At 68.3% G+C, this 13810-nt stretch carries 13 protein-coding genes; 4 read left to right on the forward strand and 9 right to left on the reverse strand.

All coding sequences use genetic code 11. The annotated features are described in order from the left end of the window. Positions 1–94: 94 nt before the first annotated feature. From dctA to FK530_RS23255, 3 genes are read right to left on the reverse strand one after another with little or no spacing between them, the layout of a single operon-like run. A complete protein-coding gene (gene dctA, locus FK530_RS23245) occupies positions 95–1384 on the reverse strand; it encodes a C4-dicarboxylate transporter DctA (protein WP_146489295.1) in 1290 nt (429 codons plus the stop codon). A 39-nt stretch (positions 1385–1423) separates the two neighbouring features. Next, positions 1424–2146, reverse strand: coding sequence for an aspartate/glutamate racemase family protein (locus FK530_RS23250; RefSeq protein ID WP_146489296.1), 723 nt, complete (start codon positions 2144–2146; stop codon positions 1424–1426). A 9-nt stretch (positions 2147–2155) separates the two neighbouring features. Continuing rightward, positions 2156–3697 (reverse strand): NCS1 family nucleobase:cation symporter-1, encoded by a 1542-nt coding sequence (locus tag FK530_RS23255; protein ID WP_146489297.1) that lies wholly within the window; start codon positions 3695–3697, stop codon positions 2156–2158. 244 nt (positions 3698–3941) lie between these two features. Between FK530_RS23255 and allB the strand changes: the two genes are divergently transcribed. Further along, on the forward strand, positions 3942–5291 hold the full coding sequence (gene allB / locus FK530_RS23260) for an allantoinase AllB (RefSeq protein WP_146489298.1): 1350 nt from the start codon (positions 3942–3944) through the stop codon (positions 5289–5291). Between the two features lie 12 nt (positions 5292–5303). Here the strand turns inward: allB and FK530_RS23265 are convergent, their stop codons facing one another. The 5 genes from FK530_RS23265 to FK530_RS23285 all read right to left on the reverse strand — a co-directional run bounded on the left by FK530_RS23265 (position 5304) and on the right by FK530_RS23285 (position 11085). Further along, a complete protein-coding gene (locus FK530_RS23265) occupies positions 5304–7208 on the reverse strand; it encodes a M61 family metallopeptidase (RefSeq protein ID WP_146489299.1) in 1905 nt (634 codons plus the stop codon). A 120-nt stretch (positions 7209–7328) separates the two neighbouring features. Then, positions 7329–7943 carry an imidazoleglycerol-phosphate dehydratase HisB gene (hisB, locus tag FK530_RS23270; RefSeq protein WP_146489300.1) on the reverse strand — a complete coding sequence of 205 codons (615 nt, stop codon included), beginning with the start codon at positions 7941–7943 and terminating at the stop codon, positions 7329–7331. Continuing rightward, positions 7940–9067, reverse strand: a complete 1128-nt coding sequence (locus FK530_RS23275; protein ID WP_146489301.1) for a histidinol-phosphate transaminase — start codon at positions 9065–9067, stop codon at positions 7940–7942. The genes hisB and FK530_RS23275 overlap by 4 nt, the downstream gene beginning before the upstream one ends. Next, positions 9064–10410, reverse strand: a complete 1347-nt coding sequence (gene hisD, locus FK530_RS23280; protein WP_146489302.1) for a histidinol dehydrogenase — start codon at positions 10408–10410, stop codon at positions 9064–9066. Before hisD ends, FK530_RS23275 begins: the two co-directional genes overlap by 4 nt. A gap of 9 nt (positions 10411–10419) precedes the next feature. Further along, entirely contained in the window at positions 10420–11085 is a 666-nt protein-coding gene (locus tag FK530_RS23285) for a cysteine hydrolase family protein (RefSeq protein WP_231706765.1), read from the reverse strand. A gap of 63 nt (positions 11086–11148) precedes the next feature. Here FK530_RS23285 and FK530_RS23290 point away from each other — a divergent pair, with 63 nt between their 5' ends. The 3 genes from FK530_RS23290 to FK530_RS23300 are packed head-to-tail and all read left to right on the forward strand — an operon-like array spanning position 11149 to position 12707. Continuing rightward, the gene (locus tag FK530_RS23290) at positions 11149–11862 is read left to right on the forward strand and encodes a lysophospholipid acyltransferase family protein (protein WP_146489304.1); all 714 of its coding nucleotides are present in this window, start codon (positions 11149–11151) and stop codon (positions 11860–11862) included. Next, the gene (locus FK530_RS23295) at positions 11828–12289 is read left to right on the forward strand and encodes a helix-turn-helix transcriptional regulator (RefSeq protein ID WP_146489305.1); all 462 of its coding nucleotides are present in this window, start codon (positions 11828–11830) and stop codon (positions 12287–12289) included. Before FK530_RS23290 ends, FK530_RS23295 begins: the two co-directional genes overlap by 35 nt. A 10-nt stretch (positions 12290–12299) precedes the next feature. Then, positions 12300–12707, forward strand: coding sequence for a VOC family protein (locus FK530_RS23300; RefSeq protein WP_146489306.1), 408 nt, complete (start codon positions 12300–12302; stop codon positions 12705–12707). Here the strand turns inward: FK530_RS23300 and FK530_RS23305 are convergent. Next, on the reverse strand, positions 12704–13768 hold the full coding sequence (locus tag FK530_RS23305) for an NAD(P)-dependent alcohol dehydrogenase (RefSeq protein WP_269434180.1): 1065 nt from the start codon (positions 13766–13768) through the stop codon (positions 12704–12706). The genes FK530_RS23300 and FK530_RS23305 overlap by 4 nt on opposite strands. Positions 13769–13810 lie beyond the last annotated feature (42 nt).

Raw genomic sequence — 13810 nt, forward strand, 5'->3', positions numbered from 1 at the left:
CGGCGCAACCACACTGCGCACCCGCGGCCGCCCATCCACACCCCGGACTCTAGCGGCTCAGGGCCCCACTCAGGTGGGGCCGAATGAAACCGCCCTACCGGGGCCAGATCAACTTGACATAGCCAGCCTTCATCTTCTCGGTGTCGAGCAGCCCCTCCCACCGGGCGATGACGAAGGTGGCGAGGCAGTTGCCCAGCAGGTTGGTGGCCACGCGCATCGAGTCCATGAGGCGGTCCGCACCGAGCAGCAGGGCGACCGCGGCCACCGGGAAGGCGCCCACCGCCGCGGCCGTGGCGGAGAGTGCGACGAAGGCGGAGCCGGGGACGCCGGCCATGCCCTTGGAACTGAGGATCAGGATGCCCATGATCGTGATCTGCTGCCCCACACTGAGGTCCACGCCGACGGCCTGCGCGAGGAACATCATCGAGAGCGACAGGTAGATCGCGGCACCGTCGAGGTTGAAGGAGTAGCCGGTCGGGATGACGAGGCCCACGACGGAGCGATCGCACCCGGCGGCGTCGAGCTTCTTGATGACCGAGGGCATCACGGCCTCGGACGAGCCCGTGCCGAGCGCGAGCATGAACTCCTCGCGGCAGTACTTGAGGAACTTCCACGTGCTCACGCCCGTGATGAGGCGCACCGCGACCGCGAGGATGAGGATGAACACGACCGCCGCGCCGTAGCACGCGAGTACCAGCATCCCGAAGGACTTGAGCGAGTCGGCACCGTAGTTGCCCACCGTGAACGCCATCGCTCCGAACGCGCCGATCGGCGCCAGATACATGATGTAGCTGACGATCCGGAAGATCACGTGCATCGCCTGGTCGATGACCTCGAGCAGGACGGGCTGGACCTTCTCACTGATCGCCGCGAGTGCGACACCGAAGAGCACGGCGAACAGCAGTACCTGCAGCAGGTTGTTCTTGGCGAAGGCGTCGACGACCGACGTCGGGATGATGTTCATGACGAAGTCGACGCCGCCCGGCAGGTGCTCCCCGTGGGTCTTCTCGTCGAGCGCGCTGGCGTCGAGGGTCGACGGGTCGATGTTCAAGCCGGCGCCGGGGCGGACGACGTTGCCGACGACGAGGCCGAGCGCGAGCGCGAACGTGGTGCACACCGTGAACCAGAGCAGGGCCTTCGCACCGATCTTGCCCAACGCCGCCATGCTGCCGACCTTGGCGATGCCGGTCACCACCACGAGGAAGATCAAGGGCGACACCAGCATCTTGATGAGCTTGATGAAGCCCTGCCCCAGTGGGGCGAGGTGATCGGAGAATCCCGGGAAGAAGATGCCTGTGGCGATGCCGGCGGCGATGCCGATCAGCACCTGCACGAACAGGGATCTGTACCAGGGCTTCTTCTTCGGCGCCTCAGTGGTGGTCATGGCCCGTCCCTTCGTTGCCCGATTATCGGTGCGGCCGTCTCAGTTCTCGAACGGCCAGCCCGTCACGACCTTGGGTCGCGGCGGGGCGTACGTACGCACCTTGGAGGTCTTCAGCCCCATCCGGACGAGCCCCTCGGCGATCGTCACAGCGGCCCGGACACCGTCGACGATGGGGACGCCCGTCGCCGCGGAGACCTTCTCCTCCAGCTCCGCCATGCCGCCGCAGCCGAGGCAGATCACCTCGGCGTGGTCGCGCTCGACGGCGTCGCGCGCCTGGGCGACGATGGCCTCGACGGCCCGCTCGGGCTCGGACTCGAGCTCCAGGACGCCGAGGCCGGACGCGCGCACCGAGGCGCAGCGGGCGTCGAGTCCGGCCAGCTTGAGCCGATCCTCGATGAGGGGGACCGTGCGGTCGAGCGTGGTGACCACGGAGTACTTGTGGCCCAGATACATCGCGGTCGAGGCGGCGGCCTCGGTGATGTCCACGACGGGCACCTCGAGCAGCTCCTGCAGGCCCTCCCGCCCGTGCTCGCCGTAGCCGGCCTGGATCACGGCGTCGTAGGGGCCCTCGTACCGCGTGATCGCGTCCATGACGGCGATCGCCGCGAGGTAGGACTCGAAGTTGCCCTCGCACGAGTCCGCGCCGAACCGCGGGGTGATTCCGACGATCTCCGTGCCGGGAGAGGCAGCGGAACGCGCCGATTCGGCGATCGCGGCCGTCATGGACTCGGTGGTGTTGACGTTGGCGACGAGAATGCGCATGCCGGACTCCTAGTGCTTGCTGGGGACGGCGATCGGCTCGCCGGAGACGTCGACGAACGGACCCTTGCGGTCGGCCACCACGAGGTACACCAGAGCACCGAGACCGGCGCCGATGAACCACGAGTAGTTCGACACGACGTGGAAGGCGGGCACGAAGGCCATGAGCAGCGCCGCGCCGGCGGTGGGCACGAGCGCGATGACGGCGCGCGGGTTCACACCGCTCTTGTAGAAGTACGGGGCGTCGGGCAGATCGCAGTACAGGTCGGGCACGTTGACCCTGGTCTTGCGGATCAGCCAGTAGTCGGCCATGACGATCCCGAACAGCGGGCCGAGCAGCGCACCGAGGCCGCCCAAGAAGTACGTGATCACGACGGGCGAGTTGTAGAGGTTCCAGGGCAGGATGACGAGCCCGATGACACCGGAGATGAGTCCGGCGCTGCGGAAGTTCAGGTGCTTCGGGAACAGGTTGTTGAGCGCGTAGATCGGCGCCACGAAGTTCGCCATCAGGTTCACGGCGACGGTGAGGACCAGCAGCGCGAGGCAGGCGAGCACGAGCAGAAGCGTGTTCGGCACCGTCTTGACGATGTCGGCGGGCGACTCGATGACCTGGCCGTTGATCTTGAACTGCGCACCCGCCAGCGTGATCACGATCGCGCCGAAGAGCAGCATGTTGAGCGGGATCCCGAAGAAGTTGCCGCGCACGATGGACTTCCTCGACGTGGCGTTGCGGGTGAAGTCGCAGAAGTTCAGGACGAAGGTGCCGTAGATGGCCACCCAGAGGCTGGCGCCACCGACGATCTGGAGCCACATGTCGAGGCCCGTCTTCGAGTCCGGCGTCGTCCAGGCGATCGACCAATCCGCGTTGCTCAGCATCCAGATAGCCAGCGCCGCCATGGTGATGAGGATGACCGGGCCGGCGAAGGCCTCGTACTTGCGGATCATCTCCATGCCGTAACTCACGATGACGAGTTGGACGGCCCACAGCACGAGGAACGAGATCCAGCCGAGGGTCGACAGGCCCAGGAAGCGGTTCCCGTCGAGCGTCGCCGCGTCCGGCACCACCGCGACGATCATGATGCGCAGCACCACCGACGCCAGGTAGGTCTGGATGCCGAACCAGGCGATCGCGACGACACCGCGGATCAGCGCCGGGATCTGCGCACCGCGGATGCCGAAGGAGATACGGCTCATGACGGGGAACGGCACGCCCGTCTTCTCCCCCATGAAGCCGGAGAGGTTGAGCAGCAGGAACAGGAAGGCACCGCCGAGGCCGAGGGCCAGCAGGATCTGCCAGCCGCCGAGGCCCAGCGCGAACAGGCCGATCGCGAAGGCGTAGTTGCCGAGGCTGTGCACGTCGTTCGCCCACAGGGTGAAGATGTTGTAGCCGCCCCACGTGCGGCCCGCTCGCTTGGTGGGCGCGAGGTCCCGGTTGTACAGGCCCGCGCTGAGGCGGTTGAGGGCGTCGACGTCGGGGACGTCGGTGACGTCCGCATCACCGAGCCGGATCGGATTCGCCTCCGCCGCGACGCGAGGGGTGAGGTCTTCTGTCATGCTGGGCCTTCGTTCGTGCTGGCTGAACGCTCGAATCTTTTCCGTTGTGCGGAAGTTTTGTTCCACTTGTAGCGATAAGTAAGACCTATCCCAGCGACTCTGTCAAGGCCCATGTCGCATGTCGGAATATGATCGTCACACGCCGGAAACGACGATCTTGACTAGTGGCGCAGGTCACACCTACTGTGGCTCAGGATCGAGGCGAAATTCCGCGACTCGGAATTTCTAGCGAAGGAGAACCTGCATGAGCACCGACACCCCCGAGTACGACCTGGTGGTCCGCGGCCGACGTGTCGTCACCACCGCCGGGACGGTGGCACGCGAGGTCGGCATCCGCGATGGCAGAGTGGTCGCCATCGAGCCGCTCGGAAACGGACTCGCGGGACGTCAGGTCATCGAACTGACCGACGACCAGGTGATGATCCCGGGCCTGGTGGACACGCATGTGCATGTGAACGAGCCCGGCCGCACCGAGTGGGAGGGCTTCGAGTCCGCGACCAAGGCCGCCGCGGCCGGCGCGGTCACCACTCTGGTCGACATGCCCCTCAACTCGATTCCGCCGACCGTCGACCGTGACGCACTGCGGCTCAAGCGCGACGTGGCCGGCCCGAAGGCCTACATCGACGTGGGCTTCTGGGGCGGCGCCGTGCCCGGTAACAAGGACCAACTGCGCGGCCTGCACGACGACGGCGTCTTCGGTTTCAAGTGCTTCCTCCTGCACTCCGGCGTCGACGAGTTCCCCGCCCTGACCGTCGACGAGATGCAGGAGGACATGGCCGAGCTCGCCACGTTCGACTCCCTGATGATCGTGCACGCGGAGGACGCCTGCTCCATCGATCACGCGCCCGAGCCGACCGGGGCCGAGTACGCGGGTTTCCTCGCCTCCCGGCCTCGCGGCGCCGAGAACAAGGCGATCGCCGACGTCATCGAGCGCGCTCGGTGGACCGGTGCCCGCGCCCACGTCCTGCACCTCTCGTCCTCCGACGCCCTACCGATGATCGCCTCGGCCCGCCGTGACGGCGTCAAGCTGACGGTCGAGACCTGCCCGCACTACCTCACCCTGCTGGCGGAGGAGATCCCCGCGGGCGGCACCGCGTACAAGTGCTGCCCGCCCATCCGCGAGGCGTCGAACCGGGAACTGCTGTGGCAGGGACTCCTCGACGGCACGATCGACTGCATCGTCTCCGACCACTCCCCGTCGACGATCGACCTCAAAGACGTGGAGAACGGCGACTTCGGCGTCGCCTGGGGCGGCGTCGCCTCGCTGCAGCTCGGCCTGCAGCTGATCTGGACCGAGGCGAAGAAGCGGGGCATCTCGCTCGAGCAGGTCCTCGAATGGATGTCCGCGAACCCGGCGAAGCTGGCCGGCATGACCCGCAAGGGGCGGATCGCCCTCGGCTTCGACGCCGATTTCGCGATCTTCGAGCCCGAGGCCGCGCAGGTCGTGGACGTGCACCGCCTGCATCACAAGAACGCGATCTCGCCCTACGACGGCCGCGCCCTCGCCGGCGTCGTCACCGGCACCTGGCTCCGCGGCGAGAAGGTGGACTTCGCCACGCCGCACGGTCGCCTGCTCCGCCGCGGCGAGGCCTGAGCGTCCGGCCGGCTACGGACGGCGCGCGAGGATCTGGGTGAGGTAGTCCGGGGTGCCCTCGATGCGCTGGAGGTGGGGGTACCGCAGGCCGTCGTGGTAGTCGATCTCGACGGTGCGGGTCTGATCGAAGTCCTTCACCTGCAGCCGGATCGGGGCCGGGTTCGTCTTCGCCGCCTCGATCGCCGTCTGCATCGTCGCCTGTGAGTAGGCGGCGTCGTTGACGGAGAGCACCGTCATCCCCGTACCGACCTTCGCCCTGAACGCGGGGCCGTCCCATCGGACGTCGGTGACCTTGCCCGTCGCGGACACGTTGAGGCCGATCGAGTACGTGTAGTTGGCGGCGCCCTGCGCCTCCTTCATCTGAGCGGTGAGCAGGGCTCCGGGGTTGTTGTCGTACACCAGCTTCCAGCCGGTCTTCTCAACGCTCGCGGCGAACGGCTCCCTGCCGTCCACGCGATCGCGCAGATACTTCGCCCAGTCGTCGGACACCACGCCGTTCAGGGCAGACACCACGTCGTCGAAGTCGTAGGTCTTCTGCGTCTTCCACGTACCGTCGTCGACGCCGAAGAACGCGCGGGCGAAGTCGTCGAGCGATTTGGCGCCGCCCGTCAATTCACGGATGCGCGCGTCGACGCCCAACCACACGAGCTGGCCGCCCTGGTAGTAGTCCTCGCTGAGCTGCCACGACCGGTACGGCTTGGTCCGGCGCTGCGCGATGATCGGATCGTTCGTCGTGTCCTGCAGGCTCCGCCAGCTCAATCCCGGGCGACCGTCGGTGTAGGTGGCGACCACCGACGCCAGCGCGTCGCGCGAGTTCTCCGGCGACCGGAGGCCCGACCTGCCGGTGAGCACGTTCCCCCAGTACTGGGTCTGTCCCTCGTAGACCCACATGAGGCTGTCCTGCATCGGAGTGTTGTAGGTGGGCGTCCACAGATCGGCGGGCCGCCGGAACTTCCCGTTCCAGGAGTGGGTGTACTCGTGCCCGAGCAGGTCGTCGCTACCGAGTTCCGGCGTCCACCCGGTGAAGTAGTCCGTGGATTGGCCGTTCTCGCTGGACCTCTGATGCTCGAGGCCGTTGGAGCTGAGCTGATCCGACAGCGAGAGCAGGAAGTCGTAGCGGTCGTAGTGCTGCGATCCGTACAGCTTGATCGCCTGCTGCACCAGCGCCCGGTGCTGTTCGATGTGCTCCGGTTTGGCGTCGAGCTGTTCCGGAGCGTCCGCGAACGCCTGCAGCCGCACCGGCACCGCCGCACCGGGCGCCAGGTCGAATTCGCGGTGGAAGCGTCCCGCGTAGACGGGCGAGTCCACGAGGACGTCCAGCGGAACGGTCTTGTAGTCGACCGTGTCACCGTTCCTCCCGTCGACCTCCAGTGCAGTACCGGCCTCGAAACCCGGCGGGTAGGTCACGCTCGCCGTGAACGGGATCTCGGACGCGGGCCTGCCCTCCGGATAGAGGAGCACGGCGTTCCATTGCAGATTCAGCATGTTCGGCGTCATCACGACGCGCCCCTGCGTGCTGTCGGTCGGGGTCAGGTACTGGAACTCCGCGTCGAGGTTCGTGACGCCGTCCGGCACCGAGACCTTCAGCTTGTACACGTCGAGCGGGTCGCGCTTCCACTCGACCTTCTTCCCGTTCGCGGAAAAGCGGATCCCGGCGATCTTGTCGATCGGACCGGAGGGCGAATGATTCCCGGGCAGCCACTGCGGGAAGAGCAGCGTCGTCTCACCCGCGGTGACGGGGATCGTCTGCCTCACGCCGATGATGCGCTGCGGCAGGTTGGTGACGTCGACGGCCACCGAGACCGGCCGCTGCTCCCCCGCCCCGCCGCCGGAACGGTCCGGCGAGCCGCAGGCCAGCAGGCCCAGAAGCAGGACCACCACGATGCTGACCGCACTGACACCACGAATCCTGGACACCGGCACTCCCGACTCCCGCAGACAATTTCGTTGATCCTACAAAACAATTACCGATCCGACTCGGCAACCGATCTGCGTGCAGCCGGACCGACGGGCCGACTTCGGGATGGTCGTGCGTCTCTAGAGCGTGCCCTTGGTCGACGGGACGCCGGTGACCCGCGGGTCGGGCTCGACGGCGGCCCGCAGGGCGCGGGCGACCGCCTTGAACTCGGCCTCCGTGATGTGGTGCGGGTCGCGGCCGTAGAGGACACGCACGTGCAGCGCGATCCGGGCGTTCATGGCGAGCGACTCGAAGACGTGGCGGTTGATGACCGTCGAGTACGGCACGCCCGGGTATCCGCCGATCACGGAGCTCACCAGGTACTCGGGCTCGCCGGTGTGCACGGCGTAGGGCCGGCCGGAGACGTCCACCGAGGCGTGGGCGAGGGTCTCGTCCATGGGGATGAAGCAATCGCCGAACCGGCGGATGCCCTTCTTGTCGCCGAGCGCCTCCGCGAAGGCCTGACCGAGCACGATCGCGGTGTCCTCGACCGTGTGGTGCGCGTCGATCTCGATGTCGCCCGTGGCCTGCACAGTCAGATCGAAGCTGCCGTGCTGACCGAAGGCGGTGAGCATGTGATCGAAGAACGGGACGCCCGTGGAGATCTCGGTCCGTCCGGTGCCGTCGAGGTTCAGCTCCACCACGATCGAGGACTCCCTCGTGGTGCGCTCGATGCGGGCGATGCGGTCGGTCATGAGCGGTCTCCGTCGTTCTTCGGTGCGAGCTTCTCGCTGATCGCGAGGAAGGCGTCGTTCTCGTGGTCCAGCCCCACCGTCACACGGAGGAACCCGGGGATGTGCATGTCCCGCACCAGGACTCCCCCGTCGAGGTACGTCCGCCATGCGGCGGCCTCGTCGGCGAAGCCGCCGTACAGGATGAAATTGGCGTGCGAGTCGATGACGTCGTAGCCCAGCTCCGCCAGCCGTGCTGCGATGCGGTCGCGCTCGGCGGACAGGTGAGCGACGGAGGCCAACGTCTCGGCGCGATGGTCGATCGCCGCGATCGCCGCGGCCTGGGTGAACACCGACAGGTGGTACGGCAAGCGCACGAGCTGGATGGCATCCACGATCGCCGGCGCCGCCACGAGGTAACCGACCCGTCCGCCCGCGAAGGCGAAGGCCTTGCTCATCGTGCGGCTCACGATCAACTTCTCGCCGAAGCGATCCAGCAGTCGCACCGCGGACGGTCCTGCGCTGAACTCCCCGTATGCCTCGTCGACGATGACGATCCCGGGTGCGGCCTCGATCAAGCGGATCAGCTCGTCCTCGGGGATGAGGTGCCCCGTCGGATTGTTCGGATTCGTGAGGAACAGTACGTCGGGACGGAGTTCATCGATCGCGCCCACGGCGTAGTCCGTGTCGAGTGCGAAGTCCTCCGTGCGCTTGCCCGGGATCCAGTGCGTGTCGGTGCCGTCCGAGATGATCGGGTGCATCGAGTAACTCGGAACGAAGCCCATCGCGGTGCGGCCGGGACCGCCGAAGACCTGCAGTACCTGCTGCAGGATCTCGTTGGAGCCGTTGGCAGCCCACACGTTCTGCGGTCCGACGACGGTGCCGGTCCGCTCGGTCACGTACTCGGCGAGCCGGTTCCGCAGCGCCGCCAGGTCGCGGTCCGGGTAGCGGTTCATCGCCGCGGCGGCCTCGCCGACGGCCTTCGCGATGTCGGCGACGAGCGCCGGGCTCGGCGGGTGCGGATTCTCGTTGGTGTTCATCGCGGCGGCCACTGGCAGCTGCGGCGCTCCGTAGGGCTCCTTACCGCGCAACGTATCCCGGATGGGTAGCTGGTCGAGGTTCACCGCCTCTCCGGGCAGCGGGGTCACGCGCGACCGCCCTTCAGTGACTCGAACCGCAGCCGCACAGCCTCGCCGTGCGCGGGGAGGTCCTCGGAGTTGGCCAGGGTGATGACGGTGCCGGCGATGTCCTTGAGCGCGGCCTCGTCGTACTCCACGACGTGCACGCCGCGCAGGAAGGTCTGCACCGACAGGCCCGAACTGTGCCGCGCGCAGCCGGCGGTCGGGAGCACGTGATTGCTGCCGGCGGCGTAGTCGCCGAGGCTGACCGGCGAGTGCGGGCCGACGAAGATCGCTCCGGCAGCGCGGACCCGGCCCGCGACCTCGCGGGCGTCGGCGGTCTGGATCTCGAGGTGCTCGGCCGCGTACGCGTTGACCACGGCGAGCCCCTCGTCGATGTCGTCGACGAGAACGGCGCCGGACTGCGGACCGCGCAGGGCGGTGCCGACGCGCTCGCGGTGCCGGGTGATCTCGAGCTGGGCCGACAGGGCCTCGTCGACCCGGTCCGCGAGCTCGACCGAGGGAGTGACCAGGACGGACGCCGCCATGACGTCGTGCTCGGCCTGGCTGATGAGGTCCGCCGCGACGTGCACCGGATCGGCGGTGTGATCGGCCAGGATCGCGATCTCGGTGGGTCCGGCCTCCGCGTCGATGCCGACCAGTCCGCGGCAGAGCCGCTTCGCCGCGGTGACGTAGATGTTGCCGGGGCCCGTGATGAGGTCGACGGGAGCCAACTCGGCGCCGTCGAGATCCGTGCCGCCGTGCGCGGCGAGCGCGATGCCCTGCGCGCCGCCGGTGGCCCACACCTCGTCGACCCCGAGCAGCGCGCAGGCGGCGAGGATCGTCGGGTGCGGCAGGCCGTCGAAGTCCTTCTGGGCGGGTGAGAGCACTACGAGCGAGCGGACGCCGGCGATCTGGGCGGGCACGACGTTCATCACGACCGACGACGGGTAGACGGCATTGCCGCCGGGCACGTAGAGACCGACCCGGTCGACCGGGATCCAGCGTTCGGTGACGGTGCCGCCGGGCACGACCTCCGTGACGGTGTCGGTGCGCGCCTGGTCGGCGTGCACGGTGCGGACCCGGGCGATGGCGGTCTCCAGGGCCTCGCGGATCGCCGGATCGAGCTCGGCCAGGGAGCGCTCGAGCGCCGCGGCGGGGACCCGCACCGTCGCCGGCCGGACGCCGTCGAACGTCTCGCCGAATTCGAGGGCGGCTTCGGCGCCGCGCTCCGCCACGGCGTCCACGATGGGCCGCACCTGGGGCACCACCGCGTCGACGTCGACTCCGCCGCGCGGGAGGGCCGCGCGCAGCTCGGTGAGCGACGGGCGACGACCACGCAGGTCGAGACGGCTCAGCTGCAGATCAGACATGGCTCCATTCTATGGGTGCGGTGCCACCGGGTTTCCGGCCAGGGCATCGACCACCTGAGCGGTCGTGAGCACCTCCACGCCGATCAACCGGAGGTCGTCCAACCGCTGGTCCGTGGCCTGGGACGTCGCGTCCGAGACGACGACGGCCCGGTAGTCGCGCTCCGAGGCGTCGAAGAGTGTCGCCCGCGGGCAGTTGGGCAGGTTGCATCCCGCCACCACCACGGTGTCGCTCCCCCGGTCGCGCAGGTGTTCGTCGAGCCCGGTCCGGAAGAACGCCGACCATCGCGGCTTGTACATCACGACCTCGTCCTCGCCGACCCGCTGGGGTTCGCCGGCGAGCAGTCGGTCCTCGTCGACCGCCCCCGCGACGAGCGCCTCCGGGATCCGCGCACCGCGAGTACCGGGCGCGGCGATGTGCGCCCCGGCCTCCACAGCGGACCGTCGAACCGGGTCGACGTCCGAACCTCCGGGGACGTACAACCGGACCACGTGCACCACGGGGCGGCGCGCGGCGCGGAAGGCGGCGGCGAGTTGAGCCATCTCCGGTACGAGCTCCGCCGTGCCCGGAATCGGCGCCGCGCCGTCGACGAAATCGTTCTGCACGTCGATGAGGACGAGGGCCGCCCGGTCCCAGTGCGGAACCGTGTAGGAGCGCGTCGATGTGGGTACCGTCACAGCTCGATCCTGCCCCATCCCTTCCCGCGCCGCACCATCTGACGGTCCGGTAAGTTGTCCGCCATGGGTGAGACCAATCACGGCGATCAGGGCCTCCTGTACTGGCTGATCAAGCACGTTTCGGTGGGGCCGACGATCCGGGTGGTGAACCGACCGACGGTCGAGGGCCTGGAGAACATTCCCGTCGACGGTCCGGCTCTCCTGGCGGGCAACCACCTCTCGATCGCGGACTGGTTGTTCGTGCCGCTCGTGGTACCGCGCCGCATCTCGTACCTCGCCAAGAGCGACTACTTCACCGCGCCGGGCATCTCCGGCAAGCTGCAGAAGTTCTTCTACACCCAGACCGGCCAGGTTCCGATCGACCGCAGCGGCGGCGACGCCGCGACCGCGGCCCTGAAAACCGCGCGGAAGCTGCTCGACGAGGGCCGCCTCGTCGGCATGTACCCGGAGGGCACCCGCTCCCCCGACGGTCGCCTCTACCGCGGCCGCACCGGCCTGGTCCGCATCGCCTTCGAGGCGAATGTTCCGATCATCCCCGTCGGCGTCATCGGCACCGACAAGGTCTCACCCCCCGGTCCGTTCAGCTGGCACGCCGAGCGCGTGCAGGTGAAGTTCGCCAAGCCCATCGAGCCGATCGAGTACGACATCCCGTCGGATCCCGACGAGCGGCATGCGCTCGAGCGCTCGGTCACCGACCGGCTGATGCAGGAGATCCAGGCGCTCACCGGTCAGGAGTACGTGGATGAGTACGCCAAGAAGTGGCGCCCGGAGTCCTGACCCCGCGCAGCGCGCCCGCGATCTCGCGGTGCTGCGCAGGGTGCGGGACCGGATCGACCGGGAGTTCGCACAGCCGCTCGACGTGGAGTCCCTCGCACAGGGAGCGCACATGTCGGCGGGACACCTGAGCCGGGAGTTCAAGCGCGTCTACGGCGAGTCCCCGTACTCGTACCTCATGACCCGCCGCATCGAGCGGGCCATGATGCTCATGCGCCGCGGCGACGTCTCCGTGACCGACGCCTGCTTCGCGGTCGGCTGCTCGTCGCTGGGTACCTTCAGCACCCGATTCACCGAGCTCGTCGGGGTGCCGCCCAGCGTCTACAAGCGCGACCACAGCGCCGCCGCCGAGGGCATTCCCGCCTGCCTGGCTCGGCAGGTGATGAGACCGGTCAGGAATCGAGAAGCACCGCCCGCCTCGCCGCAATAGCGTGTGGGGCATGGACATCACGATCTCGCTCGCGTATCTGCCCCACACCGATGCGGAGGCGGCCCTCGGTTTCTACCGCGACACCCTCGGGTTCGAGGTGCGCAAGGACGTCGGCTACCAGGACATGCGGTGGCTCACCGTCGGCCCCGTCGGGCAGCCGCAGACCTCGATCCTGCTGCACCCGCCGGCCATGGACCCCGGCCTGACGGAGGACGAGAAGAGCACCGTGCTCGACATCATCGCCAAGGGCGCCTACACGGCGATCACGCTCTCGACCGACGATCTGGACGGCCTGTTCGAGCGCGTCGCCGGTGCTGGCGCCGACGTGGTGCAGGAGCCGATGGATCAGGACTACGGCGTGCGCGACTGCGCGTTCCGCGACCCGGCGGGCAACCTGATCCGGATCAACCAGCTCTAGGCCGTGGCGGGCGCCTCGAGCGTCGCGGTGTCGATCACGAACCGGTACCGGACGTCCGAGGCGATCACGCGCTCGTAGGCCTCGTTGATCTGATCGGCGGAGATCAGCTCGATCTCCGAGCCGATGCCGTGATCGGCGCAGAAGTCCAGCATCTCCTGGGTCTGCGCGATACCGCCGATCATCGAGCCGGCGAAGCTCCGGCGGTTGCGGGTCAGGTCGAAGACGTTGACCGGCACCGGGTGCTCCGGCAGCCCGACCTCGACGAGCGTGCCGTCGACGGCCAGCATCCCGAAGTACGGGTGCATGTCGAGGTTCGCCGAGACCGTGTTGATGATGACGTCGAAGCGGTTCCGCAGCACCTTGAAGGTGTCCGGGTCGGAGGTCGCGTAGTAGTGCTGCGCGCCGAGGCGCAGACCGTCCTCCATCTTCTTGAGCGACTGGCTGAGGACGGTGACCTCCGCGCCCATCGCCGCCGCCAGCTTGACGCCCATGTGGCCGAGGCCGCCCAGTCCGATGATCGCGACCTTGCTGCCCGGGCCGACGTTCCAGTGGCGCAGCGGGCTGAACAGCGTGATGCCGGCGCACAGCAGCGGCGCGGCCGCGGCGTAGTCGATGCTCTCGGGGACCCGGAGCACGTAGTTCTCGTCGACGACGATGCCGGTGGAGTAGCCGCCCTGGGTGGGCTCTCCGTCACGACCCTTCGCGTTGTAGGTGCCGACCATGCCGCGCTCGCAGTACTGCTCCTCGCCGCGCAGGCACGCGGCGCATTCCCGGCAGGAGTCGACGAAGCAGCCCACGCCGACCCGGTCGCCGACCTGGAACTTCGTGACCTCGGATCCGACCGCGGTGACCTCGCCGGCGATCTCGTGGCCGGGAACGACCGGGTAGCGGGCGGGGCCCCACTCGCTGCGCACGGTGTGGATGTCGCTGTGGCAAATGCCCGCGTAGCGCACGGCGATCTGCACGTCGTGCGGCCCGGGATCGCGACGCTCGATGGTCATCGGCTCCAGCGGTGCGGTTGCGGACGTTGCTCCATATGCGTTGACGATCATGGGTTCCATTGTGCGCTCTCCGAAGTATCTCGCGCCGCGTGACCCTCACTA

This window comes from Tsukamurella conjunctivitidis (assembly GCF_007858475.1).
GTDB lineage: Bacteria > Actinomycetota > Actinomycetes > Mycobacteriales > Mycobacteriaceae > Tsukamurella > Tsukamurella conjunctivitidis.

What these genes read in the sequence shown, in the direction of transcription:
- dctA (WP_146489295.1), bottom strand. Translation starts at nt 1,384, where the DNA reads ATGACCACCACTGAGGCGCCGAAGAAGAAGCCCTGGTACAGATCCCTG.
- FK530_RS23250 (WP_146489296.1), bottom strand. Translation starts at nt 2,146, where the DNA reads ATGCGCATTCTCGTCGCCAACGTCAACACCACCGAGTCCATGACGGCC.
- FK530_RS23255 (WP_146489297.1), bottom strand. Translation starts at nt 3,697, where the DNA reads ATGACAGAAGACCTCACCCCTCGCGTCGCGGCGGAGGCGAATCCGATC.
- allB (WP_146489298.1), top strand. Translation starts at nt 3,942, where the DNA reads ATGAGCACCGACACCCCCGAGTACGACCTGGTGGTCCGCGGCCGACGT.
- hisB (WP_146489300.1), bottom strand. Translation starts at nt 7,943, where the DNA reads ATGACCGACCGCATCGCCCGCATCGAGCGCACCACGAGGGAGTCCTCG.
- hisD (WP_146489302.1), bottom strand. Translation starts at nt 10,410, where the DNA reads ATGTCTGATCTGCAGCTGAGCCGTCTCGACCTGCGTGGTCGTCGCCCG.
- FK530_RS23290 (WP_146489304.1), top strand. Translation starts at nt 11,149, where the DNA reads ATGGGTGAGACCAATCACGGCGATCAGGGCCTCCTGTACTGGCTGATC.
- FK530_RS23295 (WP_146489305.1), top strand. Translation starts at nt 11,828, where the DNA reads ATGAGTACGCCAAGAAGTGGCGCCCGGAGTCCTGACCCCGCGCAGCGC.
- FK530_RS23300 (WP_146489306.1), top strand. Translation starts at nt 12,300, where the DNA reads ATGGACATCACGATCTCGCTCGCGTATCTGCCCCACACCGATGCGGAG.
- FK530_RS23305 (WP_269434180.1), bottom strand. Translation starts at nt 13,768, where the DNA reads ATGGAACCCATGATCGTCAACGCATATGGAGCAACGTCCGCAACCGCA.